22 protein-coding genes are annotated in these 23,506 nt (G+C 69.2%); 4 read left to right on the top strand and 18 right to left on the bottom strand.

The features are described from left to right. Positions 1 to 18: 18 nt before the first annotated feature. The 5 genes from AB0D44_RS28595 to AB0D44_RS28575 all read right to left on the bottom strand — a co-directional run bounded on the left by AB0D44_RS28595 (position 19) and on the right by AB0D44_RS28575 (position 5,321). Entirely contained in the window at positions 19 to 975 is a 957-nt protein-coding gene (locus AB0D44_RS28595) for a WYL domain-containing protein (protein WP_362596122.1), read from the bottom strand. A gap of 124 nt (positions 976 to 1,099) precedes the next feature. Then, positions 1,100 to 1,495: an FKBP-type peptidyl-prolyl cis-trans isomerase gene (locus AB0D44_RS28590; RefSeq protein WP_362596120.1), complete on the bottom strand. Its 396-nt coding sequence runs from the start codon at positions 1,493 to 1,495 to the stop codon at positions 1,100 to 1,102. Positions 1,496 to 1,526: 31 nt separating this feature from the next. Further along, positions 1,527 to 2,465 carry an FKBP-type peptidyl-prolyl cis-trans isomerase gene (locus tag AB0D44_RS28585; RefSeq protein ID WP_362596118.1) on the bottom strand — a complete coding sequence of 313 codons (939 nt, stop codon included), beginning with the start codon at positions 2,463 to 2,465 and terminating at the stop codon, positions 1,527 to 1,529. 117 nt (positions 2,466 to 2,582) lie between these two features. Beyond that, positions 2,583 to 3,944 (bottom strand): Pup--protein ligase, encoded by a 1,362-nt coding sequence (gene pafA / locus AB0D44_RS28580; protein WP_030655944.1) that lies wholly within the window; start codon positions 3,942 to 3,944, stop codon positions 2,583 to 2,585. Positions 3,945 to 4,061: 117 nt separating this feature from the next. Beyond that, complete coding sequence (locus AB0D44_RS28575; RefSeq protein ID WP_362596116.1) at positions 4,062 to 5,321, bottom strand: MFS transporter; 1,260 nt, start codon at positions 5,319 to 5,321, stop codon at positions 4,062 to 4,064. 133 nt (positions 5,322 to 5,454) lie between these two features. Between AB0D44_RS28575 and AB0D44_RS28570 the strand changes: the two genes are divergently transcribed. After that, complete coding sequence (locus AB0D44_RS28570) at positions 5,455 to 6,477, top strand: LacI family DNA-binding transcriptional regulator (protein ID WP_362596114.1); 1,023 nt, start codon at positions 5,455 to 5,457, stop codon at positions 6,475 to 6,477. A 90-nt stretch (positions 6,478 to 6,567) separates the two neighbouring features. Here the strand turns inward: AB0D44_RS28570 and prcA are convergent, their stop codons facing one another. The 6 genes from prcA to arc form a co-directional block, all read right to left on the bottom strand. Continuing rightward, the gene (prcA, locus tag AB0D44_RS28565; protein ID WP_362596112.1) at positions 6,568 to 7,332 is read right to left on the bottom strand and encodes a proteasome subunit alpha; all 765 of its coding nucleotides are present in this window, start codon (positions 7,330 to 7,332) and stop codon (positions 6,568 to 6,570) included. Positions 7,333 to 7,378: 46 nt separating this feature from the next. Then, entirely contained in the window at positions 7,379 to 8,218 is an 840-nt protein-coding gene (gene prcB / locus AB0D44_RS28560; RefSeq protein ID WP_362596110.1) for a proteasome subunit beta, read from the bottom strand. After that, positions 8,199 to 8,744 carry an endonuclease VII domain-containing protein gene (locus AB0D44_RS28555; protein WP_362596150.1) on the bottom strand — a complete coding sequence of 182 codons (546 nt, stop codon included), beginning with the start codon at positions 8,742 to 8,744 and terminating at the stop codon, positions 8,199 to 8,201. Before AB0D44_RS28555 ends, prcB begins: the two co-directional genes overlap by 20 nt. 54 nt (positions 8,745 to 8,798) lie before the next feature. Beyond that, the gene (locus AB0D44_RS28550) at positions 8,799 to 9,011 is read right to left on the bottom strand and encodes a ubiquitin-like protein Pup (RefSeq protein WP_030233608.1); all 213 of its coding nucleotides are present in this window, start codon (positions 9,009 to 9,011) and stop codon (positions 8,799 to 8,801) included. A 175-nt stretch (positions 9,012 to 9,186) separates the two neighbouring features. Beyond that, the gene (gene dop / locus AB0D44_RS28545) at positions 9,187 to 10,698 is read right to left on the bottom strand and encodes a depupylase/deamidase Dop (RefSeq protein WP_362596108.1); all 1,512 of its coding nucleotides are present in this window, start codon (positions 10,696 to 10,698) and stop codon (positions 9,187 to 9,189) included. A gap of 252 nt (positions 10,699 to 10,950) precedes the next feature. Further along, a complete protein-coding gene (gene arc, locus AB0D44_RS28540; protein WP_362596106.1) occupies positions 10,951 to 12,717 on the bottom strand; it encodes a proteasome ATPase in 1,767 nt (588 codons plus the stop codon). 264 nt (positions 12,718 to 12,981) lie between these two features. Here arc and AB0D44_RS28535 point away from each other — a divergent pair, with 264 nt between their 5' ends. Further along, complete coding sequence (locus AB0D44_RS28535; protein ID WP_362596104.1) at positions 12,982 to 13,302, top strand: ferredoxin; 321 nt, start codon at positions 12,982 to 12,984, stop codon at positions 13,300 to 13,302. Between the two features lie 4 nt (positions 13,303 to 13,306). Here the strand turns inward: AB0D44_RS28535 and AB0D44_RS28530 are convergent, their stop codons facing one another. The 3 genes from AB0D44_RS28530 to AB0D44_RS28520 all read right to left on the bottom strand — a co-directional run bounded on the left by AB0D44_RS28530 (position 13,307) and on the right by AB0D44_RS28520 (position 16,475). Further along, the gene (locus AB0D44_RS28530) at positions 13,307 to 13,801 is read right to left on the bottom strand and encodes a hypothetical protein (RefSeq protein WP_362596148.1); all 495 of its coding nucleotides are present in this window, start codon (positions 13,799 to 13,801) and stop codon (positions 13,307 to 13,309) included. 304 nt (positions 13,802 to 14,105) lie between these two features. Beyond that, complete coding sequence (locus AB0D44_RS28525) at positions 14,106 to 15,002, bottom strand: tRNA (adenine-N1)-methyltransferase (protein ID WP_362596102.1); 897 nt, start codon at positions 15,000 to 15,002, stop codon at positions 14,106 to 14,108. Positions 15,003 to 15,020: 18 nt separating this feature from the next. Then, positions 15,021 to 16,475, bottom strand: coding sequence for a site-2 protease family protein (locus AB0D44_RS28520; RefSeq protein WP_362596100.1), 1,455 nt, complete (start codon positions 16,473 to 16,475; stop codon positions 15,021 to 15,023). Between AB0D44_RS28520 and AB0D44_RS28515 the strand changes: the two genes are divergently transcribed. Then, positions 16,384 to 17,271, top strand: a complete 888-nt coding sequence (locus AB0D44_RS28515; protein ID WP_362596098.1) for a RecB family exonuclease — start codon at positions 16,384 to 16,386, stop codon at positions 17,269 to 17,271. The genes AB0D44_RS28520 and AB0D44_RS28515 overlap by 92 nt on opposite strands. 64 nt (positions 17,272 to 17,335) lie before the next feature. Continuing rightward, positions 17,336 to 18,007 (top strand): response regulator transcription factor, encoded by a 672-nt coding sequence (locus tag AB0D44_RS28510; protein WP_362596096.1) that lies wholly within the window; start codon positions 17,336 to 17,338, stop codon positions 18,005 to 18,007. 73 nt (positions 18,008 to 18,080) lie between these two features. Here the strand turns inward: AB0D44_RS28510 and AB0D44_RS28505 are convergent, their stop codons facing one another. From AB0D44_RS28505 to AB0D44_RS28490, 4 genes are all read right to left on the bottom strand, one after another. Further along, complete coding sequence (locus AB0D44_RS28505; protein ID WP_362596094.1) at positions 18,081 to 19,664, bottom strand: ABC transporter substrate-binding protein; 1,584 nt, start codon at positions 19,662 to 19,664, stop codon at positions 18,081 to 18,083. 71 nt (positions 19,665 to 19,735) lie between these two features. After that, on the bottom strand, positions 19,736 to 21,340 hold the full coding sequence (locus tag AB0D44_RS28500; RefSeq protein ID WP_362596092.1) for an ABC transporter substrate-binding protein: 1,605 nt from the start codon (positions 21,338 to 21,340) through the stop codon (positions 19,736 to 19,738). Between the two features lie 543 nt (positions 21,341 to 21,883). Next, positions 21,884 to 22,585 carry an HAD family phosphatase gene (locus tag AB0D44_RS28495; protein ID WP_362596090.1) on the bottom strand — a complete coding sequence of 234 codons (702 nt, stop codon included), beginning with the start codon at positions 22,583 to 22,585 and terminating at the stop codon, positions 21,884 to 21,886. Between the two features lie 112 nt (positions 22,586 to 22,697). Next, on the bottom strand, positions 22,698 to 23,506 hold an 809-nt coding region (locus tag AB0D44_RS28490; protein ID WP_362596088.1), incomplete at its 5' end, for a vitamin B12 dependent-methionine synthase activation domain-containing protein.

Here is a 23,506-nt window from a genome sequence, read left to right as displayed (position 1 = left end):
TAGCTACAGGTGTTCGGGTCAGCCCTGGGCGACGGCGCGCAGCCGGTCCACCACGTCCGCCCGCAGATCGGCGGGCTCCACGACCACCACGTCCGGGCCGAACTCCACGAGCCAGGCGTCCAGCCCGTGCCCGTACGGGATCTCCAGCTCGTCCCAGCCGTCCCCGCCCTCGCGCACGGCGGTGGCCTTGGCCCGCAGCGGGTAGCCCGCCCCGGCACGCAGCCGGATCAGCGCGGAGCGCTCCGCGCTCTCCCCGGCCCAGCTCGCCACGGTCTCCCGCACGGTCACCACGTCCGGCACCTCGGCGGTGTACCTGCCCGCACGCGAGCGCACCTTCCCGATGATCCGGGAGAGCCGGAACACCCGCTCCGCCCCGCGGTCGCGGTCGAAGCCGGCCAGGTACCAGTGGCCGCGCCAGCACTCCAGCGCCCAGGGCTCCACCTGCCGGGTGGCGGGCGTGGCGGCGGTGGACTTGCGGTAGTCGAAGACCACCGGCCGGCGGTCCCGGCAGGCCAGCATCAGCGGCTCGAAGGCCGCCTCGTGGACCGGGATGCGCGGCTCGATGGCACTGTGCTGGCCCGCGTACGGGTCCCCCGCCTCGGGCATCCCCCCGGCGCGCAGCTTCTGCAGGGCACCGTTCGCGGCCCCCGCCAGGCGCGCCTGCTGCCACACCTTGGCCGCCAGGCCCAGCGCCGCGGCCTCCTCGGCGTCCAGCGAGACGGGGGGCAGCCGGTTGCTGTCGCGGCGGGCGAGGTAACCGGTCTCGCCCTCCAGGTTCTCCACCGTCTCGATGACCAGGCCGAGTTCCCGCAGGTCGTCCTTGTCCCGCTCGAACATACGGTTGAAGGCCTCGTCGTTGCCGGCTTCCAGGTAGGCCTCGATGGAACCGCGCAACTCGCGCTTGCTGAGCGGCCGTCGGGTGCCCAGGAGGCACAGCGCCAGATTCATCAGCCGCTCGGCCTTGGCAATCGCCATCGACGCCGTTCCCCCGTTCTCGACACACACTCGTGACCGCTGACCGTACCGCCCCGGCGGTCCCCGACAAAAGCGAGGGCCCCCGCCTCACGGCGGGGGCCCTCGGGTGCGCGCGTCCTGGGGATCAGACGGCGATCAGGTCGCAGACGAAGATCAGCGTCTCGCCCGGGGCGATCACACCGCCGCCCGCGCCGCGGTCGCCGTAGGCGAGGTGCGCGGGGATGACCAGCTGGCGGCGGCCGCCGACCTTCATGCCCTGGATGCCCCGGTCCCAGCCCGTGATGACCTGACCGGCGCCCAGCTTGAAGTCCAGCGGAGCCCCGCGGTTCCAGGAGGCGTCGAACTCCTCACCCGTGGACAGGGCGACACCCACGTAGTGGACCTTGACGAAGTCCCCGGCCTTGGCCTCGGGACCGTCGCCCTCCCAGATCTCCTTGATCACCAGGTCGGCCGGAACGCCGCCCTCGTAGAAGTCGATCTCGGGCTTCTCGAGCTTGTCGCTCACGGAACTGCTCCTCATACGTACGAACGGGGGCCCAACCGGAACAGTCTTACATCACCGCGAGGATGTCGAGGCTGAAGACCAGCGTCGACTTGGCCGGGATCGTCCCCTGCTCCTTGTCGCCGAACGCCAGGTCCGGCGGGATCACCAGCAGGATCCGGCTGCCGACCTTCTTGCCGAGGAGGCCTTCCTTCAGACCCTTGACGGACAGCTGCTCCATCGGCCAGGTGACCGTCGTATCGGTGGTGTACGTGCTCTCGAAGGTCTTGTCGTCCTTCCACGTCTTGCCGTTGAACTTGACCACGACGTTGTCGGTGTCCTTCACCACGGCGCCGTCGCCCTCGAGGACGTAGTTCGACACCAGCTTGGACGGCTCGGCGGTGTCCTTCGGCACGGTCACCGAGACTTCCTTGCCGTCGGTGTTCGTACCCACCTTGGGCAGGTCCTTGTTGTCCTGGGCGACCTCCTTGCCCGTGGCCGAGGCCGGGACGGAGGTGCCCTTGACGATGTCCACGACGAAGACCAGCGTGGCGTTGGGCTTGATCTTGTCGCCCGAGCCCTGCTCGCCGTAACCGAGCGCCGGCGGAATGACCAGCTCGACGCGGCTGCCGACCTTCTGGCCCTCCAGGCCCTGGTCCCAGCCCTTGATGACCATGCCCGCGCCGATCGTCACGTCGAACGGCTTGCCCTTGCCGAAGCTGGCGTCGAACGGCTCCTTGCCGTCCCACACCTGGCCGAGGTAGTTGACCTGGGCGATGTCGCCCTTCTTCAGCGCCGGGCCGTCGCCCTCGCTGACGGTCTCCACCTTCAGTTCCTTGGGCGGCGCACCCTTCCCCTTGGACAGGGTGGGCGTCTCCCCGAACTTGGCACCCTTCGTGATCGCGGGCACCCCGTTCTTCATCTGGGCGGAGTCGGAGCCGCTGTCGCCACACGCTGCTGTCGACAGCAGCAGAAGGGGTACGACAAGCAGGCCGGCAAGTCGGCGCACGTGTTCCTCAGATCTCAGACGGCAAGGCGGTCGCCCGCCACTCTAAGCCGTGCGCAGGGCCCCGTACGAGACCGTACGGGGCCCTGCCCAAGATCGGCGCTATGTCACACCGCGCACTCACATGCCGGCGATCAGCTTCTCCACCCGGTCGTCCACCGACCGGAACGGGTCCTTGCACAGCACCGTCCGCTGCGCCTGATCGTTCAGCTTCAGGTGCACCCAGTCCACCGTGAAGTCCCGCCGCTGCTCCTGCGCCCGCCGGATGAAGTCACCGCGCAGCCGCGCCCGCGTCGTCTGCGGAGGCACCGACTTGCCCTCGAAGATCTTCAGGTCGTTGCAGATCCGCGCCGCCTGCCCCTTGCGCTCCAGCAGGTAGTACAGCCCGCGCCGGCGGTGGATGTCGTGGTAGGCGAGGTCTATCTGAGCCACCCGCGGATTCGACATCGTCATGTTGTGCTTGCCCCGGTACCGCTCGATCAGCTGGTACTTCATGACCCAGTCGATCTCGGTCCCGATCCGGTCCAGGTCCTCCGCCTCGATCGCGTCGAGCGTCCGGCCCCACAGCTCCAGCACCTGGTCCACCACGCCGGTACGGATCCCCCGCCGCTCGGCGAAGTCCACCGCCTTGTCGTAGTACTCCCGCTGGATCTCCAGCGCCGAGGCCTCCCGCCCGCTCGCCAGACGCACCTTGCGCTGACCCGTGATGTCGTGACTGACCTCCCGGATCGCCCGGATCGGGTTCTCCAGCGTCAGGTCCCGCATCACCGTGCCCGCCTCGATCATGCGCAGCACCAGGTCGGTGGCCCCCACCTTGAGCAGCATGGTCGTCTCGGACATGTTCGAGTCGCCCACGATCACGTGCAGCCGGCGGTAGCGCTCCGCGTCCGCGTGCGGCTCGTCCCGCGTGTTGATGATCGGCCGCGAACGCGTCGTCGCGGAACTGACGCCCTCCCAGATGTGCTCGGCCCGCTGACTCACGCAGTACACCGCGCCCCGAGGGGTCTGGAGCACCTTGCCCGCACCGCAGATCAGCTGCCGCGTGACGAGGAAGGGAATGAGAATGTCCGCCAGGCGGGAGAATTCCCCGTGCCGGGCCACCAGGTAGTTCTCGTGGCAGCCGTACGAGTTGCCCGCCGAGTCGGTGTTGTTCTTGAACAGATAGACGTCGCCCGCGATTCCCTCCTCGTGCAGGCGGCGTTCGGCGTCGACGAGCAGGCCTTCGAGAATGCGCTCGCCGGCCTTGTCGTGCGTGACCAGCTCGGTCACGTTGTCACATTCGGGAGTTGCATATTCCGGATGCGAACCCACGTCAAGGTACAGACGGGCACCGTTCCGCAGGAAGACATTGCTGCTGCGGCCCCATGACACAACACGGCGGAAGAGGTAGCGCGCCACTTCGTCAGGTGACAGTCGGCGCTGTCCCCTGAACGTGCACGTGACGCCGTACTCGTTCTCCAGCCCGAAAATGCGGCGGTCCATGACTGAACATTACGCCTCCCGCCCTCTTCTGAAACCGGGTTCGAGAGCGCCATTTCGATCAGTTTCCGAAGACCGCCCCGCCACACCCCCGCAGCAGACCGCCCACCAGGCCCCGGATCAGCCCTCCGACCGCACCCCCGCCGCCGCCTCGCGGCCCTCACCCGACGACCCCTCAGCCGGCCCCGCCACCAGGCCGCCGCCCCCAGTTGCCATCACCCGCTGAGTCACCATCAGCACCAGCAGCGCCGCGCCGCCCGCCACGCCCGCCACCCCGAAACCCGCCGCCGTACCGCCCAGCTCCACCGCCGGACCCGCCGCCGCCGTACCGATCGCCGCGCCCACCCCGAAGAACGTCACCAGCCACGAGAACGCCTCCGTCACCGTCCCCGCCGGCGCGTGCCGGTCCACCACGATGAACGCACACGCCAGCGCCGGCGCCAGGAACACACCCGCCAGCGCGGCCAGCACCGTCATCGCCACCGGACCGGGCACCAGCATCAACGGCACATAGCACACGGCCAGCAGCGCCACCAGCACCCGCAGCCGCCGCTCCGGCGCACCCGCCCACTCACGGGCCCCGTACGACACACCGCCGATCAGCGCACCCAGCCCCAGCGCCGCCATCAGCCACCCGTACACCGACGGGTTCCCGTGATCGTCCGCGTACGCCACACCCGCCACGGTGATCGACCCCAGCGCCGTCCCCACGAAGAAGAACCCACCCAGCAGCGCCACCAGACCACGCGAACGCAACGCCCCCAGCCAATGCGCCTCACGCGGCGCCGAACGCCAGCTGCGCGAAGGCCCGCTCACCACCACCGACAGCGCACCGAGCACCCCGATCGCATTCAGCGCCAGCAGCGCCCCCGCCGGGGACCACAGCGCCACGAACAGCGTCACCAGCAGCGGACCGACCGTGAACATGACCTCCTGGGCCACCGCGTCCATCGCGTACGCCGCGTGCACCCGCTCCTGCCTGCCGCCCAGCACGCCCGGCCACAAGGCCCGCAGCCCGCCCTCCAGCGGCGGCGTGAACAGCCCCGCGACGACCACCGCCGCATACGCGGCCGCCACCGGCGCGGTACCCGCCACGGTCAGCCACACCATGCCCAGCGCCGAAACCACCGCAGCCGGCAGCTGCACCCGCGGCTGCCCGTACAGGTCCACGGCCCGCCCCAGCAGCGGCTGCCCCACGGCGTTCGCCACCCCGTACGCGGCGGCCAGCGCCCCCGCCAGGCTGTAGCTGCCGCCCTCGGCCCGCGCGAACAGCACGATCGCGATCGGCGCCGTCGCATTGGGCAGCCGGCCTATGAGCGTGCCCACCAGCAGCCTCGCGGCATGCCGGGTCCTGAGCAGCTGCGCGTATCCCGCGGCCATGACGCCCCTTCCGCCCGGACCCCGCCGGGGTAATACGTATAACGTGACCCGTCATACGTACCATGTCCACAGCCCACCGGTCCACCCGACCGACCCCCCTCACCCCCACCCACCGCGCACTCCAGGAGCCCCTGTGACGAGACCCACCAGCCGGGACGTGGCCACCGCCGCCGGGGTCTCCCAGGCCACCGTCTCCCTCGTCCTCGGCGACAAATGGCGCGGCCGCGTCTCCCCGCGCACCGCCACCCACGTCCGCGACACCGCAGCCCGGATCGGCTACCGCCCCAACCTCGCCGCCCGCAACCTCCGCCTCGGCACCACCCGCACCGCCCTCCTCGTCGTCCCCGCCCTCACCAACGAATTCTTCGCCCGCGTCTACACCGGCGCCGCCCGCATCGCCGCCGAACACGGCTTCGGCCTCGTCCTCTACCCCTCCCCCGACGGCACCGGCCCCGCCCGCAACCCCTTCGCCTCCGCCCGCGCCGCCCTCGACGGCGTCATCGCCTCCTCCATGGCCGCCGACGCCCTCGACGCCCTCGGCGGCGACGGCCTCCCCCTCGTCATGCTCGACAGCGACCCCACCGCCACGACCGCCGACGCCCACGTCAACCTCGCCATGACCGACGGCATGCGCCAGGTCACCGAACACCTCCTCGCCCTCGGCCACCGGCGCTTCCTCCACCTCGCCTCCGCCATCGACACCTGGACCTTCCACGTCCGCGCCGAAGCCCTCCGCGCCCACCTGGGCCCCCACGCCGAACTGCGCACCGTCCGCGCCCCCCTCAGCGTGGACGGCGCCCGCACCGCCATGGAGGCCGCCCTCGCGGCCCCCGCAGAGCGGCCCACCGCCGTCGTCTGCGACGACGACATCCTCGCCGCCGGCGCCTGCAAGGCGGCCCGCCGCCTCGGCCTGCACGTCCCCGCCGACCTCTCCGTCACCGGCTTCGACGACCTCGCCCTGGCCACCGCCGTCGAACCCGAACTCACCACGGTCCACCTCCCCGCCGAACGCATCGGCGAACAGGGCATGAGCGCCCTCCTCGCCGTCCTCGACGGCACCCCCTGGACCGCCCCCGACCTCCCCGTCGAACTCGTCGTCCGCGACTCCACCGGCCCCGCCCCCGCCCCCGGCTCCGCCCCGGGCACCGGCCGCTGACCGCCGACCGCCGGCCGCTGACCGCCGAACACGACGAAGCCCCGGCCCGCCCTCACAGGGCGCACCGGGGCCTCACACGAACCGGCAGAACTACTCCGCCTCGTCCTCCGGAGCCTCGTCGTTCGACACGGCATCGGCCTGGACCGCCGCCGTCACGTCCGCCTCCAGCAGCCGCGCCAGCTGCCGGCCCCGGATCCGCTTGAACTTGCGCTGCTGCGATCGCGTCCGGTCCAGCACCGCCACCTCCAGCCGCTCCGCCGGAATCGTCTTGTCCGCACCGTTGGCCTGGCTGGACAGCGCCTGCACCGCCAGCTTCAGCGCCTCCGACAGGGTCATCCCGTCCTGATGCCGCTGATCGAGGAACGTACTGATCTGCTCGGCATTGCCGCCGACCGCGACCGAACCGTGCTCATCCACGATCGACCCGTCATGCGGAAGGCGGTAGATCTGGTCCCCGGCCGCGGTCGCACCGACCTCGGCCACCACCAGCTCCACCTCGTACGGCTTCTCCCCGGCACTGGAGAAGATCGTGCCGAGCGTCTGCGCGTACACGTTCGCCAGCCCACGGGCCGTCACATCATCACGGTCGTAGGTGTAGCCGCGCAGATCCGCGTACCGCACACCACCGATCCGCAGGTTCTCGTACTCGTTGTACTTGCCGGCGGCCGCGAAGCCGATCCGGTCGTAGATCTCACTGAACTTGTGCAGCGCACGGGACGGGTTCTCGCCGACGAACACGATGCCGTCGGCGTACTGCAGCACGACAAGGCTGCGACCGCGGGCGATGCCCTTCCGGGCGTATTCCGCCCGGTCGGCCATGGCCTGCTGGGGTGACACATAGAACGGAGTCGACACCGGCTGTCCGTCCCTTTCTTCTGGGCTCCTACAGGGAGACGGATGGTCAGAGCAGGGCGGCGCGCGGGCCGTCGGGCTGCTCGAGACGACGGTTGGTGACCGTACGGGCGAGCTCCTGCGACTCCTCGTCCGTCAGCCTGCGGAATCCCTCGTCCGTGATGACGGTGACGATCGGATAGATGTGGCGGTACAGGTCCGGCCCACCCGTCGCCGAGTCGTCGTCGGCGGCGTCGTACAGCGCCTGCACGACCAGCGTGGTGGCCTGCTCCTCCGTCAGATCCGGGCGGAAGAGCTTCTTCATCGAACCGCGGGCGAAGATCGAACCCGACCCCGTGGCGGCGTAGCCGTGCTCCTCGGAGCGGCCGCCGGTCACGTCGTAGGAAAAGATCCGGCCCTTCTCCTTGGCCTCGTCGTACCCCGCGAACAGCGGCACGACGGCCAGCCCCTGCATGGCCATGCCCAGATTGCTCCGGATCATGGTGGACAGCCGGTTCGCCTTGCCTTCGAGCGAAAGGGTCGTCCCCTCCACCTTCTCGAAGTGCTCCAGCTCCAGCTGGAACAGCTTCACCATCTCCACGGCCAGGCCGGCCGTACCGGCGATACCGACGGCGGAGTACTCATCGGCAGGGAACACCTTCTCGATGTCCCGCTGCGCGATCATGTTCCCCATGGTCGCGCGCCGGTCACCGGCGAGCACCACCCCGCCGGGGAAGGTGGCGGCCACGATCGTCGTCCCGTGCGGCGCCTCGACGACCCCCTCCGGCAGCTTGCGGTTGCCGGGCAGCATCTCGGGCGAGTGCGCACCCAGGAAGTCCATGAAGGACGACGACCCCGGCGTCAGGAAGGCTGCCGGTAGACGCCCTGTGCTACGAGTGTTGGCTTCCACGCGTTCCCTCCAAGTATTCGGCGGCCCGACGCATGCGGTCAGGATCGTCCTTCAAGAGTCCAATGCCTACGTTGCAGTTCAGGCACAGTACGCCACGGACCCTACCCGTCGAGTGGCAGTGATCCACATGCACTGCCGGAGCGCGGAGGCAGACGTAACAGACACCGCCTTGGGCGGCGATGATCTCGTCGCGCTCGGCCTCAGTGATCCCGTATGAACGAGCGAGGTAGTGGGCTCGGCCCTCAACCGCCCGACACGCTTTGCAACGCGTGGACAACCCGTCGGAAGCTGTCCTGTTCCGGTCCCATTCCGCATGAGGCTTGATCTCGCCGCACCGTCGACAGTGCTTATGCCCGACCGGAACCTTAACCAGCGGGCGGACATTCCTACCTTTCAGTTTCTGACGTTCCTGGTGATATTCCGCCGCACACGGCCTGCAGTAGCACTGCAGGCCGTCCCGTGCAGCCCGGTTGGCGGCGAAGGCCTCACGCGCCTTCGTGACCCCACAGCGAGGACACCGCTTCACAGGTTCGGACACTCACCCTCCCCCGAGCCTTTCACCTTCGATTCGAAGGCAAAGTCACTCGCCACCCTTTTGAACGAAGGACCTCACGAAGTCCTCGGCGTTCTCCTCGAGCACATCATCGATTTCGTCAAGTACGGAGTCGACGTCGTCGGAGAGCTTTTCCTGGCGCTCCTTGAGGTCGGTCGATTCCTCGACCGCCGCCTCCTCGACCTCCTCGGTCGAGCGCGTCGCCTTCTGCTGTCCGCCGCCGGTGTCCTTGGTCGCCATGTCTACCTCACCCCGCTCGGTTCGCACGCTCACGTCGAGGGACCCCGGGAATTCGGGATCCCTCAAGATCAGACCCTACGTCCGACCCTACAAGGAGGGTCCGACATCCGTCCTCGTACTTTCACAACGTCCGGCTGTCTTCATGATTCCCGGACCGGAGGCCTTTCAGCCCCGCTCAGCGCCCCGAAAGCACCCGCACCAGATCCTCCGCCGTGCGGCACCGGTCCAGGAGCTCCTTCACGTGCGCCCGGGTGCCCCGCAGCGGCTCCAGCGTCGGGACCCGCTGGAGCGAGTCGTGTCCGGGCAGGTCGAAGATCACCGAGTCCCAGGAGGCCGCGGCCACGTCGTCCGCGTACTGCTCGAGGCACCGGCCCCGGAAGTACGCCCGGGTGTCCTCCGGCGGCTTGCTCCGGGCCCGCTCCACGTCCTGCTCCTCCACCAGCCTCTGCATCTTGCCGCGGGCCACCAGGCGGTTGTAGAGGCCCTTCTCGGGCCGTACGTCGGAGTACTGGAGGTCCACCAGGTGCAGGCGCGCCGCGTCCCAGCCCAGCCCGTCGCGGCGCCGGTAGCCCTCCAGGATCTCTCGTTTCGCGATCCAGTCGAGCTCTCCCGACAGGCTCATCGGATCGCTCTCCAGCCGGCCCAGCACGTCCTCCCAGCGGGACAGCACGTCGGCGGTCTGCTCGTCCACGTCGGAGCCGAAGCGCTCCTCCACGTACTTCCTGGCCAGCTCGAAGTACTCCATCTGGAGTTGTACGGCGGTCAGGGTCCGGCCGCTGCGCAGCGTGATCAGGTGGTGCAGGTCGGGGTCGTGGGAGACCTGGTGCAGGGTGCGCACTGGCTGGTCGACGGCGAGGTCGACGTTGATGAACCCGTCCTCGATCATGGACAGGACCAGGGCCGTCGTGCCGAGCTTGAGGTAGGTGGAGATCTCGGACAGGTTCGCGTCGCCGATGATCACGTGGAGGCGGCGGTATTTCTCGGCGTCGGAGTGCGGCTCGTCCCGGGTGTTGATGATGGGGCGCTTCAGGGTGGTTTCGAGGCCGACTTCGACCTCGAAGTAGTCCGCGCGCTGGCTGATCTGGAAGCCGTGTTCGCGGCCGTCCTGGCCGATGCCGACGCGTCCGGCGCCGGTCACGACCTGGCGGGAGACGAAGAAGGGGGTCAGGTGGCGCACGATCTCCGAGAAGGGGGTTTCCCGCTTCATCAGGTAGTTCTCGTGGGTGCCGTAGGACGCGCCCTTGTTGTCGGTGTTGTTCTTGTAGAGGTGGATCGGCTGGGCGCCGGGGAGCTGGGCGGCCCGGACGGCGGCCTCGGCCATGATCCGTTCGCCGGCCTTGTCCCAGAGCACGGCGTCGAGCGGATTGGTGATCTCCGGCGAGCTGTATTCGGGGTGGGCGTGGTCGACGTAGAGGCGTGCGCCGTTCGTGAGGATGACGTTGGCGAGGCCGATGTCCTCGTCGGTGAGCTGGCTGGTGTCGGCGGCCTCGCGGGCGAGGTCGAAGCCGCGGGCGTCCCGCAGCGGGTTCTCCTCCTCGAAGTCCCAGCGGGCGCGGCGCGCCCGGTGCATCGCCGCCGCGTAGGCGTTGACGATCTGGGACGAGGTGAGCATGGCATTGGCGTTCGGGTGCCCCGGGACGGAGATCCCGTACTCCGTCTCGATCCCCATTACTCGCCGTACGGTCATGCGGCCCTCCTTGCCCGGCGGCGTTCCCCTTCGGGAGCGGCGCTCAAGTACCGCTGGTGCTCCGTTGCGTGTGCTCGTGCGGTGCCCGTCCCCGCACTGCGCGTCCGGCGGTACGGAAGAGCCTAGAACCACTGCGCGCTCGTGGGGAGATCATTTCCGTCATTGGATTCGCCTCGTCACCGGCTGAAAAGCAGTCGGTAAAGCAGTCGGCTGCGGATGCCCGGGGAGGGCATCCGCAGCCGCTCCGCTCGATCAGAGGTACTGACCGGTGTTTGCCACCGTGTCGATGGAGCGTCCGGTGTCGGCGCCCTGCTTTCCGGTGACGAGCGTACGGATGAATACGATCCGCTCGCCCTTCTTTCCGGAGATTCGGGCCCAGTCGTCCGGGTTGGTGGTGTTGGGCAGGTCCTCGTTCTCCTTGAACTCGTCCACGCAAGCCTGGAGGAGGTGGGAGACGCGCAGGCCCTTCTGGTTGTGCTCGAGGAAGGCCTTGATGGCCATCTTCTTGGCGCGGTCGACGATGTTCTGGATCATCGCGCCCGAGTTGAAGTCCTTGAAGTAGAGGACTTCCTTGTCGCCGTTGGCGTACGTGACCTCGAGGAAGCGGTTCTCCTCGGTTTCGGCGTACATCTGCTCGACGACGGTCTGGATCATGCTGTGGACGGTGCTGGCCGTGGAGCCCTGGTGTTCGGACAGGTCGTCCGTGTGCAGGGGCAGGGAGGCCTTGAGGTACTTCGCGAAGATGTCCTTGGCGGCTTCGGCGTCCGGGCGCTCGATCTTGATCTTCACGTCGAGGCGTCCGGGGCGCAGGATGGCCGGGTCGATCATGTCTTCGCGGTTGGAGGCGCCGATGACGATGACGTTCTCCAGGCCTTCCACGCCGTCGATCTCCGCGAGGAGCTGGGGGACGATGGTGTTCTCCACGTCCGAGCTGACGCCGGATCCTCGGGTGCGGAAGAGGGACTCCATCTCGTCGAAGAAGACGATGACGGGGGTGCCCTCGCTGGCCTTTTCGCGGGCACGCTGGAAGACGAGGCGGATGTGCCGCTCGGTCTCGCCGACGTACTTGTTGAGGAGTTCGGGGCCCTTGATGTTCAGGAAGTACGACTTCCCGGCTGCCTGTCCGGTGACTTCGGCGACCTTCTTGGCAAGGGAGTTGGCGACGGCCTTGGCGATGAGCGTCTTGCCGCAGCCGGGCGGGCCGTAGAGCAGGATGCCCTTCGGGGGCCGCAGTTCGTGTTCCTTGAACAGGTCGGGGTAGAGGTAGGGGAGCTCGACCGCGTCGCGGATCAGCTCGATCTGGTCGCCCAGGCCGCCGATCTTGTCGTAGTCGATGTCGGGGACCTCTTCGAGGACGAGGTCTTCGACTTCGCTCTTGGGGACGACCTCGTAGACGTAGCCGGAGCGGGGTTCGAGCAGCAGGGCGTCGCCGGGGCGGATGGTGATGTCCAGGAGCGGCTCGGCGAGCCTCACCACCCTTTCCTCGTCGGTGTGCCCGACGACCAGGGCGCGCTCGCCGTCCTCGAGGATCTCCTTGAGGGTGACGATGTCCCCGGCCCGCTCGAATTCCATGGCCTCGACCACGTTGAGCGCTTCGTTGAGCATGACTTCCTGGCCGCGCCGGAGGTCTTCCGGTTCGACGCTGGGGCTGACGTTCACGCGGAGCTTTCGGCCTCCGGTGAAGATGTCGACGGTGCCGTCCTCGTTCGCCTGCAGGAAGACACCGAAGCCGGCCGGCGGCTGTGCGAGCCGGTCGACTTCCTCCTTGAGGGCCACGATTTGGTCGCGGGCCTCACGGAGGGTGTTCGCGAGTCGTTCGTTTTGCGCGGAGACGCCGGCCAGATTCGTCTGGAGCTCGATGATCCGCTCTTCGAGAATCCTCGTGTGTCGCGGAGAGTCGGCGAGCTTGCGTCGCAGGACGGCGATTTCCTGCTCGAGATAGGCAACCTGGCCGGCGGGGTCCTCAGACCCTCGCCCGGGCCGGATGCCGCGGTTGATGTCGTCGTCGTGGGCTGCCACGGTCCTCACCTCCTCCAAGGGGAGCTGGACGCTTCCTGACCCTACCTGGGCTGGTGGTGATTGAAACCCCTAGATCACAAAGACGGTAGAGGTGTGTCCGATCTTCACCCTTGCGTACTCCCTCTCGCCAAGGAAATACCCACCCATCAACATCTGAAAGCGGCCGGTTGTAAGGTCGAAGTGTTCAACACCCGTCAGAGCTCGCGCGACTTGCTGCGAGGAGTGGGCGGGATGGATCACCGAGCGCAGGGAACGGCAGGAGATATGACCGTGCAGCAGGAGGCTCCGACGGGCGGCGTCGGCGAGGCCGGGGAGCCGCTGGAGGTCTGGATCGACCAGGACCTCTGCACCGGGGACGGGATCTGCGCGCAGTACGCGCCGGAGGTGTTCGAGCTGGACATCGACGGTCTGGCCTACGTGAAGAGCCCGGAGGACGAGCTGCTGCAGGAGGCGGGGGCGACCACTCCGGTTCCTCTGCCGCTGCTCCAGGACGTGGTGGACTCGGCGAAGGAATGTCCGGGTGACTGTATTCACGTAAGGCGCGTTTCGGACGGGGTGGAGGTCTTCGGCCCGGACGCCGAGTGACGGTTCAAACACTCCTGGCGGTCGAGTCCGTCAGCTCCTGGCGGAATTTTCCGCCGGTCCAGCGCCACTTGGCGAGCTTCTTGACGTCGGGGCTGTAGCGCGGGACCTCGGGCGAGGAGTAGCCGAGGAGGGTGGCGGTGACGGCGCCGTCGCGCACGGTGAGATCGGCGGCGGTCTGGCGCTGCGGGGTGTCCAGGAGGGTGGCGACGACGCGGGGGCGGGCGCCGGGGGTCCGGTCCTGGGTGAGGACGTAGATCGCGTGGGGCGGGGTGCCGGAGCCGGCCTGGCAGCGGACGGCGGCCGCGGTCTCGGGGCGGCCGTCGCCGTCGAGGTCGCCCTGGGCGGTGGCGGTGACGGTCTGGGGGGCGCCCTTGCAGTCGAGCGGGTAGGTGACGGCGGCGGCGTCGGGGGCGGTGGCCTGCGGGCCGTTCGCCGCAGGCTCGGCGGGGGTGCCGGTGGCCGGCTGGACGAGTCCCGCGGTGGCTATGACGGCGGCCATGGCGGTGGCCGTGGCGAGCCAGTGGAGGGGTCTGGCGTGGATGTGCGCCAGGGTTTCCAGGGTCGGCTCCAGCTCTGCGGGGCTGTGCGGCACGCGGGGTGTCTCCTGTGCGAAGGGTGACGGGGAGCCAGCATCGTGCCACACCTCACACGGCGGTGGAACGGCCGGGTCCGGCACTGGTACCCGGGACAACGAAAAGGCGCTGTGGTGCAGTTCCCGGTGGGTCGGGGGAACTGCGCCACAGCGCCTTCGTGTTGGGTGGGCTCCGGTGGCCCCGGTGGCCCCGGTTGCTTCGGCGGGCCCCTTACGCGGAGCGGTCGCTGCCGGGGCCTTCGTAGTCCTCGCCGTAGGCGCCCTTGGCGGGGCGGCGGCGGCGCATCGGGGGCTCGACGCCGTCCGCGAGGCGGCGGGCGGTGACGAGGAAGCCGGTGTGGCCGATCATCCGGTGGTCGGGGCGGACGGCGAGGCCCTCGACGTGCCAGTTGCGGATCATCGATTCCCAGGGCTGCGGCTCGGCGAAGCAGCCGATCTCGCGGATGGACTCGACGGTCTTGGACAGCTGGGTGGTGGTGGCCACGTAGCAGCAGAGGATGCCGCCGGGGACCAGCGCCTTGGAGACGGCCTCGAGGCACTCCCAGGGGGCGAGCATGTCGAGGATCACGCGGTCGACGTCGGTGTCGGACAGGTTGTCCTGGAGGTCGCCCACGGTCAGCTGCCACGCGGGGTGCGGGCCGCCGAAGTAGCGCTCGACGTTGGCGGTGGCGATCTCGGCGAAGTCCGCGCGGCGCTCGTAGCTGTGGAGCATGCCCTGGTCGCCGATGGCGCGCAGCAGGAAGCTGCTCAGGGAGCCGGAGCCCACTCCTGCTTCCACGACGCGGGCGCCGGGGAAGATGTCGGCGAAGGCCAGGATCTGGCCTGCGTCCTTGGGGTAGACCACGGCGGCGCCGCGGGGCATGGACAGGACATAGTCGGGGAGCAGGGGGCGCAGCGCGAGGTACGCGACGTTCCCCGTGGTGCGGACAACACTGCCTTCGGGAGCACCGATCAGCTCGTCGTGCGGGAAGGAACCCTTGTGGGTGTGGAAATTCTTCCCTGCTTCGAGCGTGAACGTGTAGTGGCGGCCCTTGGGGTCGGTGAGCTGAACCTGGTCCCCGACCTCGAAGGGCCCGCGTCGGCGGGCGGCACCGGTCGGTTCGGACATGTGACCAGTGTATTGGCTTCAGGACTGGGGCCGTGCCATGGCCTTCACGAAGGCCTTTTCGACGTCGAGGGTGGACAGGACGCCGTAGATCTCGCCGCCGGGTTCGAGGACGAGGTATTCGGTGGCGGGGGCGGTGCGGAGGTGGTCGAGGAGTGCTTCGCCGGTGAGGTCCGCTGAAACCTTCATGCCGTCGGTGAGGTCCTGGGAGAGGGTGCTGACGGCGATCCAGGGGCGGCGGTGTTCGGGGACGGAGGCGATGGCGCTCTCGCGGACGATGGCGGTGGGGTTGCCCTGGCCGTCGACGACGACGAGGGCGCGGGCGCCGGCTTCGTTGGCGCGGCGCAGGGCTTCGGAGAGCGGGGTGGCGTTCTCGACGGGGATGGCGCGGCGGGTGAGGGTGCGGGCCTTGAGTTCGGGGAGGTGTTCGCGCAGCCGGGCCATGCGCAGGCTGTTGCCGGCTCCGGTCCAGATGATGGCGGCGAGGATCGCGGCGAGCAGGGCGTCCATGACGGTGTCCATGCCGCCGATGTCGGCGGTGCGTTCGCCGGCGATGCCGGTGTGGGTGAGGAGGGGCAGGCCGAGGAGGACGGCGACGGCGAGGGCGCGGCCGATCCAGGCGGCGACGACGGTGCCGGTCATGGGCTTGCCGGTGATGCCCCAGACGACGGCGCGGAGCATGCGGCCGCCGTCGAGGGGGAGGCCGGGGAGCAGGTTGAAGGCGGCGACGAGCAGGTTGGAGATCATGAGGCCGGCCAGCAGGACGCCGGGGACGGTGGCGGGGTCGACGGCCTTCATCCCGAGGTAGAAGGCGGCGGCGAGGAGGAGGGAGAGCAGGGGGCCGACGAAGGCGAGGACGAATTCGCGCCCGGGGGTCTCGGATTCCTTCTCGATCTCGGAGACTCCGCCGAAGAACTGGAGCTGGATGCGGCGCACGGGGAGTTTGAAGCGGAGTGCGGCGACGGTGTGGGCCAGTTCGTGGACGAGGACGGAGGCGTAGAAGGCGACGGCGAAGAAGAGCGAGACGAGGTACCGGACGGGGCCGAGGTCGGGGAGGATGCGGTCGAGCTGGTCGCCGAAGACCCAGGTGATGAGGGCGGCGACGAGGAACCAGCTGGGCGATACGTAGACGGGTACGCCGAAGGGCCGGCCCATGAGGAGGCCGCCGCCCGGTCCGGGGCGCCGTCCCGCGCGCTCGCCGGTTTCCTCGGTGTCTGCCACGTCTGTCCTTCGTTCTGGGGGCCTCGGAGGGGGTCCGGGGGGTGTGTTGCGGGCTGCTCGCGTCGTCGGGTGGCGCGTGGTGGTGCCTCGATCATGCAGTGTGCGGGGCCTTTGCGTCGATGGTATGCGCGTGCTGTCGGTGGTGGGTCGTAGGGTTTTGTGCATGACGACGAGCTCCGGTGACGGTCCGGTCGAGGTGGCGCCGAGCGCCGCACGGCCCACTTCGCTCTCCCCTTCGCGGGCGAGCGATTTCATGCAGTGCCCCTTGCTGTACCGGTTCCGGGTGATCGACAAGTTGCCGGAGAAGCCCAGTGCGGCTGCTACCCGCGGGACGCTGGTGCATGCCGTGCTGGAGCGGCTTTTCGATCATCCGGCGCAGGAACGGACGGCGCCGCGGGCGAAGGCGCTGATCCCGGGGCAGTGGGACCGGCTGCTGGAGGCGAAGCCGGAGCTGACGGAGCTGTTCCCGCAGGGTGACGAGGGGGCCGGGCTGGCGCGGTGGCTGACGGAGGCCGAGGCGCTGGTGGAGCGGTGGTTCACGTTGGAGGATCCGACGCGGCTGGAGCCGGTGGAGCGGGAGTTCTTCGTGGAGGCGGAGCTGGAGTCGGGTCTGCGGCTGCGCGGGATCATCGACCGGGTGGACGTCGCGCCGACGGGTGAGGTGCGGATCGTCGACTACAAGACGGGCAAGGCGCCGCGGCCGGAGTACGCGGAGGGTGCGCTGTTCCAGATGAAGTTCTATGCGCTGGTGGTGTGGCGGCTCAAGCAGGTGGTGCCGCGGCGGCTGCAGCTGGTGTACCTGGGCAGTGGGGACGTGCTGACGTACGACCCGGTGGTGGCGGATCTGGAGCGGGTGGAGCGCAAGCTGCTCGCGCTGTGGGAGGCGATCCGGGAGGCGACGGAGTCGGGTGAGTGGCGGCCGCGGCCGACGAAGCTGTGCGGCTGGTGTGATCACCAGGCGGTGTGTCCGGAGTTCGGGGGCACTCCCCCGGTGTATCCGCTGGCGGTGGTGCCGCGGGCCGGGGCGGAGGTCCGCCCGGCGGGATCCTGATCGTCGCCCCAGGGCACAATGGGCGGGGTCCGCCGAAGCCGTCCGATGAATAGAGGTAGACCCCGTGGCGATCCGCGTCCTGCTGGTCGACGACCAGCCCCTGCTGCGCACCGGTTTCCGGATGATCCTGGAGGCGGAACAGGACCTGGCGGTGGTCGGCGAGGCCGGGGACGGTCTGCAGGCGCTGGACCAGGTGCGTGCGCTTCAGCCCGACGTGGTGCTGATGGACATCCGGATGCCGCGGATGGACGGGGTGGAGGCCACGCGGCAGATCACCGGTCCGGGCCGGGACGGGCCGGCGAAGGTGCTCGTGCTGACGACCTTCGACCTGGACGAGTACGTGGTGGAGGCGCTGCGGGCGGGGGCGAGCGGCTTCTTGCTGAAGGACGCGCCGGCCAATGAGCTGGTGCAGGCGATCCGCGTGGTGGCGGCGGGCGAGGCGATGCTCGCGCCGAGCATCACGCGTCGGCTGCTGGACAAGTACGCGGGGCACCTGCCGTCGGGAGAGGAGAGCGTCCCGGACACGCTGGGGACGCTGACCGAGCGCGAGGTGGAGGTCCTGAAGCTGGTGGCCCGGGGCTTGTCGAACGCGGAGATCGCCGCGGACCTGTTCGTGAGCGAGACGACGGTCAAGACGCACGTGGGGCACGTGCTGACGAAGCTGGGTCTGCGCGACCGGGTCCAGGCGGCGGTGTACGCGTACGAGAGCGGTCTGGTGCGCCCGGGGGCGCAGTAGCGCGGGCGGGTACGCGACGGGCCGGCGACCGCGTGGTGCGGTTGCCGGCCCGTCGTGCGTTCCCGGGGGCGGGTCAGCCCTTGCTGATCTCCCAGAAGCGGAAGACGGTGGAGGCGTCGAGGGACCACTGGAGGCCGCTGACGTTCTCGCGGGTGACGGCGTACTGCTTGCCCTGCCAGAGGGGGAGGATCGGCAGCTCGTCGGCGACGATGTCCTGGAGGCGGTTGTAGTCCGTGTTGGCGGCGGTGCGGTCGGACTTCGCGGAGGTCGACGGGATGATCGTCCCGCTGATCTCCTTGTTGTCGTAGTTGTTGCCGAGGACGTTTCCGGGGCCGAAGAACGGCTGGGTGAAGTTGTCGGCGTCGGGGTAGTCCGGGACCCAGCCCTTCACGTAGATGCCGTACTTGCCGTCCTGGATGTCCTTCTCGTACTGCTCGTACTCGACGGACTTCATGTCGGCCTCGAAGAGGCCGCTGTCGTTGAGCTGCTTGGCGATGACCTCGAACTGCTGGTCGGTGGAGGGGCCGTAGCGGGTCGGGGTGGACCACAGGGTGAGCTTGATCTTGCCGTTGATGCCGGCGGCCTTGAGGACCGCCTTGGCCTTCTCGAGCTGCGGGCTGCCGCCGTAGCGGTCGAAGAACGGGGTGGTGTGTCCCGCGATGCCGGCCGGGACGATGGAGTAGAGCGGGGTGGCGGTGCCCGCGTACACGTCCTTGACGAGCGCTTCGCGGTCGACGAGGTAGGCGATGGCCTTGCGGACGGGCAGCTTGCCGACGACGGGGTCGTTGACGTTGAAGACCATGTGCTCGACCTCGGCGCCGGTGCCCTGGACGACGTCGACCTTGTTGTCGCCGGTCTTGGTGGCGGCGAGGGCGGCGATGTCCTTGGCGGCGAGGCCGCGGAACGCGAAGTCCACGTCGCCGCTCTCCAGGACCTTCTTGAGGCCGGACTGGTCGCCGTTGAAGAACTTCAGGGTGACGCCGGTGTTCTTGGCCTTGGCCTTGCCGGTGTAGCTCTCGTTGACGGAGAAGCTGGCGCTCTTGTCGTTGAACGAGTCCAGCTTGTAGACGCCGGAGCCGATCGCCTTGTTGTCGGTGCGCAGCTTGTCGGCCGGGTATTCGCTGTGGTCGACGATGGAGCCGGCGCCCGAGGCGATCTTGCTGGGGAAGGTCGCGTCGGACGTCTTGAGGCGGAAGACGACGGTCTTGTCGTCGGGGGCCTCGATGCCGGCGATGGACGAGAGCAACACGGCCGGGCCGTTGCCGTCGTTGATCTTCAGGGTGCGCTCGAAGGAGAACTTGACGTCCTTCGAGGTGAGCGGGTGGCCGTTGCTGAACTTCAGGCCGGGTCGCAGGACGCACTTGTACAGCTTGCTGTCGCCGCCTTCGAAGCCGCAGCTCTGGGCGGCGTCGGGCTCGGGGGTGGTGCCGCCCTTGGGGAAGCTCAGCAGCGACTGGAAGACGTTGTTGAACAGCAGCCAGGAGCCCGGGTCGTAGCCCGAGGCGGGGTCGGTGGACTTCACCTTGTCGGATATGCCCATGACCACGCCCTTGCCGCTGCCGGCGTTGGAGCCATCGGTCGAACCGCAACCGCTGAGCAGCGCGGCGGCGGTGGCTGCGCCGAGCGGGGCCGCCAGCCACTGGTTACGTCGATTCACGGATACGTCCTTCACAGTCGAACTGTCTCGTTGCTCCGGCCCGCGACACCCGCTGCCGGTCGTTGCCGCTGTCAGCCGCTTACGCCGCGGCCGAGCTCCCACAGCTGGAGGTCGGAGATGGCGTTGACCGACCACTCCACTCCGGTGATCCCGTCGCGTGCGGCGACGTACTGCTTGCCCTGCCACAGGGGCAGGACGGGTACGTCCTCGGCGACGATGTCCTGTATCTCCGCGAGCGCGGGGGCGGCGACGTTGCGGTCGACGGCGCGCCGGGATTCGGGGATGAGCTTGGTGCGCACCGTGCTGTTGGCGTACGGCGTGCCCAGGAAGTTGTCCTGCTCCAGGAAGGGGGCGAGGAAGTTGTCGGCGTCCGGGTAGTCGGGGAACCAGCCGAGCCCGTAGGCGGCGTGGTCGCCGTTCTTCTGCGCGGGGCGGAAGTCGGCCCATTCGCTGCCCTGGACGGTGATGTCGAACAGCTGGGTGGAGTTCAGCTGGGCCTTGAGGGCCTCGAACTCGGCGGCCGTTCCGTCGCCGTAGTGGTCGCTGGTGTAGTGCAGGGTCAGCTTGACGGGGGTTTTGATGCCGGCGTCCTTCAGCAGGGCGGCGGCCTTGGCGGTGTTGGCCTCGCCGTACTTGCTGAAGAAGGAGTTGACGTGGCCGCTGACGGTGGTGGGGACCAGCGAGTAGAGAGGCTGGGCGGACTTGCCGTAGACCTTGGAGATGAGGGCGTTGCGGTCGACGGCGGCGGCGAGCGCCTGGCGCACGGCCTTGTCCTTGACGACCGGGGCCTCGGTGTTGAAGCCGATGTAGCGGATCTCCAGGCCGGGCATGGGGACGAGCTTGACGCCCTTGGGGGGCTGGGCTGCGAACTCGGTGATCTGGGCGGGCGACAGGGTGCGCGAGACCATGTGGATCCGGCCGTCGGTGAGTGCCTTGCCCATGGCGGCGGAGTCTTCGAAGGTCCGCAGTTCGACCTTGTCGTTCTGCAGCTTGATGTCGCCCTTGTAGTGCGGGTTCTTGCTGAAGACTGCCCGGACGAGGTGGTTGTCCTTGACCTCGGCCTTCATCGTGTAGGGGCCGGAACCGTCGACGTCGAAGCCGTGGCGGAGCTTCTTGGCGTCGTAGTGCTTCTCGCTGACGATGCCGGTGGCCGGGGTGGAGAGCTTGTACGGGAAGGTCGCGTCCGGGGTCTTCAGGTGGAAGACGACGGTGTCGGCGCTCTTGGCCTCGACGGTGGCGAGGGTCGAGAGCAGCGAGGACGGGCCGCTCTCGTCCTTGATGGCGAGGACGCGGTCGAGGGAGAACTTGACGTCCTTGGCGGTGACCGGGTCGCCGCTCGCGAACTTCAGACCGGGGCGCAGGGTGCAGCGGTAGCTCTGGTTGCCGGAGTCGGTGAAGCGGCAGTCGGAGGCCGCTTCGGGGACGGGCTGGCCGCCGCCGCGCGGGGTGTGCATCAGGGTCTGGACGGTCTGGCGCAGGACGTTCCAGGCGCCGGCGTCGTACGCGTAGGCCGGGTCGAAGGGGGCGGGGGCGTACTCGGCGGCTTCGAACCGGTCGGTGGTGCCGACGACGATCGCCCCGGTTCCCGCTCCTCCGCCGCTGGCGCTGCCGCATGCGGCGAGCGTGGGCGTGAGCAGTCCGGCCGCGGCCGTCAGCACCATGGTCTTGCGGTTCATGCTGGAAGAACTCCCTGTACCCGGCACTTGGTCAAAGCGGCGTAAAAGGGCACGTCGCGGCGGTCGCCCGTTCAGGGCGGAACGATCGGGCCGGTGGTGTGACGATCGGTCCACTGCGTCCCGGCACAGGGGTGTGTGCAGCGGGACGCCGAGGTGCGGCGCAGTGCCCGGATTGACACTAGTGGGCCGGGACGGGATGGCTGGAACTGGCCGGACTTGGGGCGTAATCGCACGGTGATGGGAGCGGACTGGTTGTCTATGGGAAGGTCCGCGCAGATTCGGTCAGGAGCTGATCAATCCGGACACAAGGGAAGCCGTACAAGCCCCCGGACAGGCGTCTCGGGGGCTTGGCGCGTGACAAAGGTCACCTGGGACCACTGCCCGGGAGGGGATGGAATTTCAGCCTCCGGGTCGGTCCGCGGAAGATCCTCTCGTGGGACCTGAGTCCTGCGGCGTTCTGTTCGGTACAGAGCGTGTACGAGAGGTACCGGTGCGTGCAAGGGGTGCGCGGGGTGGAGCGGCCCAGGCCCCGGGGGCTCCCGCTCAGTTCAGCGGGCTGATGAGAGAGCGGAGGAACGGCAGGTCGACCTCCTCCAGCGAGCGCACGATCGTGCGCCCGGGGGCCGCCTCGATGTGGCCGACCGAGGGGACGGCCACGACCCGGCAGCCGGCGGCCTCGGCGGCGGCCACGCCGGTGGCGGTGTCCTCGATGACGGCACACCGGGAGGGGTGGGCGCCCAGGGTGCTGGCGGCGAGCAGGTACGGATCGGGGTGCGGCTTGGTGCGGGGCACCTCGTCCCCGGCAACCGTCATCGTGAAGCGGTCCCGGCCGAGGGTGAGCAGGACCCGGTCGATGACGCGCCGGTGCGAGGCGGAGACGAGGGCGGTGGGCACGTTGTGCCGGGCCAGCTCGCTCAGGAGCCGCTCGGCGCCGGGCATCAGCGGCACCTGGTCGGCGATGCGGGCCTCGAAGCGCTCGTTGAGGAGCACGCTGAGCTCGGCGAGACCGATCGCGGCGCCGGTGGCCTCGATCAGGAAGGACGCGCTGCGGGTCATGGGGCCGCCGACGACGACGTCCCTCCAGGCATCCTCGAGCCGGTGCCCGAGCTCGAGGAAGATCTCCGCCTCGATCTCCCACCAGAACCCCTCGGTGTCGACGAGGGTGCCGTCCATGTCCAGCAGCACCGCCTGGAGGGCGTGCCCGTCGGCCGTACGGACCACGGGGGCGGGAACGGTGCTGGTCATGCGCACGCCTCTCTCAGGGGACGAGAAGGCCGGTCACCTCCGCCCGCGGGGACATCCCCTCGGAAACAGGTGACCGGCCTGTATGGGACCGACCAGTGTACGCCGGTCTGCCTCAGCGTGCGTTGAAATACTTCGCTTCGGGGTGGTGGATGACGATCGCGTCCGTGGACTGCTCGGGGTGGAGCTGGAACTCCTCGGACAGGTGCACGCCGATCCGCTCCGGCTGGAGCAGGTCGGCGATCTTCGCGCGGTCCTCCAGATCGGGGCAGGCGCCGTAGCCGAGGGAGAAGCGGGCCCCGCGGTACTTGAGGTCGAACATGTCCTCGACCTTGGCCGGGTCCTCGCCGCCGAATCCGAGCTCGGCGCGGACGCGGGCGTGCCAGTACTCGGCGAGGGCCTCGGCCAGCTGGACGGAGAGGCCGTGCAGCTCCAGGTACTCGCGGTAGGAGTCCGACTCGAACAGCTTGGCGGTGGCCTCGCCGATCCTCGACCCCACGGTGACGACCTGGAGGCCGACGACGTCGGTCTCGCCGGACTCCTCGGGGCGGAAGAAGTCCGCGAGGCACAGGCGGCGGCCGCGGCGCTGGCGCGGGAAGGTGAAGCGGGTCCGCTCGTTGCCCTGCTCGTCGAGGATGATCAGGTCCTCGCCCTTGGACACGCACGGGAAGTAGCCGTAGACGACGGCCGCCTCGAGGAGGTTGTCCGTGTGCAGCTTCTCCAGGAGGCCGCGCAGCCGCGGACGGCCCTCGCTCTCGACGAGCTCCTCGTACGTGGCGCCGCCCGCGCGGGCCTGCTTGAGGCCCCACTGGCCCTTGAACAGGGCGCCCTCGTCGAGCCAGGAGGCGTAGTCCTTGAGCGGGATGCCCTTGACCACCCGGGTGCCCCAGAACGGCGGGGCGGGCACCGGGTTGTCCACGGCCA

The organism is Streptomyces sp. NPDC048349 (assembly GCF_040651925.1).
Lineage (GTDB): Bacteria > Actinomycetota > Actinomycetes > Streptomycetales > Streptomycetaceae > Streptomyces.
Note: the sequence above shows the minus strand (reverse complement) of the source record. Positions and strands in the feature narration are given on the sequence as shown.

Coding starts and splice junctions, on each gene's coding strand:
- AB0D44_RS28525 (WP_362596102.1), bottom strand. CDS start 15,002: ATGTCCGAACCGACCGGTGCCGCCCGCCGACGCGGGCCCTTCGAGGTC.
- AB0D44_RS28500 (WP_362596092.1), bottom strand. CDS start 21,340: ATGAACCGCAAGACCATGGTGCTGACGGCCGCGGCCGGACTGCTCACG.
- AB0D44_RS28550 (WP_030233608.1), bottom strand. CDS start 9,011: ATGGCGACCAAGGACACCGGCGGCGGACAGCAGAAGGCGACGCGCTCG.
- dop (WP_362596108.1), bottom strand. CDS start 10,698: ATGACCGTACGGCGAGTAATGGGGATCGAGACGGAGTACGGGATCTCC.
- AB0D44_RS28530 (WP_362596148.1), bottom strand. CDS start 13,801: ATGGCCGCCGTCATAGCCACCGCGGGACTCGTCCAGCCGGCCACCGGC.
- AB0D44_RS28515 (WP_362596098.1), top strand. CDS start 16,384: ATGACGACGAGCTCCGGTGACGGTCCGGTCGAGGTGGCGCCGAGCGCC.
- AB0D44_RS28495 (WP_362596090.1), bottom strand. CDS start 22,585: ATGACCAGCACCGTTCCCGCCCCCGTGGTCCGTACGGCCGACGGGCAC.
- AB0D44_RS28520 (WP_362596100.1), bottom strand. CDS start 16,475: ATGAAATCGCTCGCCCGCGAAGGGGAGAGCGAAGTGGGCCGTGCGGCG.
- pafA (WP_030655944.1), bottom strand. CDS start 3,944: ATGGACCGCCGCATTTTCGGGCTGGAGAACGAGTACGGCGTCACGTGC.
- AB0D44_RS28535 (WP_362596104.1), top strand. CDS start 12,982: ATGACCGTGCAGCAGGAGGCTCCGACGGGCGGCGTCGGCGAGGCCGGG.
- AB0D44_RS28575 (WP_362596116.1), bottom strand. CDS start 5,321: ATGGCCGCGGGATACGCGCAGCTGCTCAGGACCCGGCATGCCGCGAGG.
- AB0D44_RS28590 (WP_362596120.1), bottom strand. CDS start 1,495: ATGAGGAGCAGTTCCGTGAGCGACAAGCTCGAGAAGCCCGAGATCGAC.
- AB0D44_RS28595 (WP_362596122.1), bottom strand. CDS start 975: ATGGCGATTGCCAAGGCCGAGCGGCTGATGAATCTGGCGCTGTGCCTC.